The following is a 520-nucleotide window of genomic DNA, read 5'->3' on the forward strand; positions in this document are numbered from 1 at the left end:
AGAGTGGATTAGTGACATCACTCGCCAAGATGAAGTGACAGTCGGAGAGAGCCTCCCCAAGCGCCTCTCGCTCCACACCGAGAGCGTCAACCAGCGCCTGCAGCATACCCACACCGCCATCGCAGGTAGCAGTGCCCCCCAGCCCCACGATAAATTGCCGGTAACCGCGATGATAGGCATCAGCTACCAACTGGCCCACCCCATACGAGGAGGCCACGAGCGGATTACGTCGATGAGGGGGGACAAGGTGGAGACCCACTGCCTGGGCTGACTCTATGAGCGCCACCCGCTCCATCGTGACACCGTAGGAAGCCGTGATCAAGCTCCCCAGTGGATCCCTCACCCGGAGAGACACACGCTCTCCGCCCATCACTGCCAAGAAAGCGTCCAGCATCCCCTCCCCTCCATCTGAGACCGGTACGGAGACCACCTCCGCCAGAGGATCAGCACGGCAGATCGTCTCCGAGACAACCGCCTCCGCCTCCAGCGAAGTAAGGCACCCCTTGAAGGAGTCTATGAC

The 520-nt window shown here is 61.3% G+C and carries 1 protein-coding gene; it reads right to left on the reverse strand.

Annotation, left to right across the window (positions count from 1 at the left end; all coding sequences use genetic code 11):
- A partial coding sequence (locus HMPREF2890_RS00110; RefSeq protein ID WP_148130624.1) for a glycerate kinase occupies positions 1–520 on the reverse strand: 520 nt, incomplete at both ends.

The organism is Porphyromonas sp. HMSC065F10, from assembly GCF_001808555.1.
Classification (GTDB): domain Bacteria; phylum Bacteroidota; class Bacteroidia; order Bacteroidales; family Porphyromonadaceae; genus Porphyromonas_A.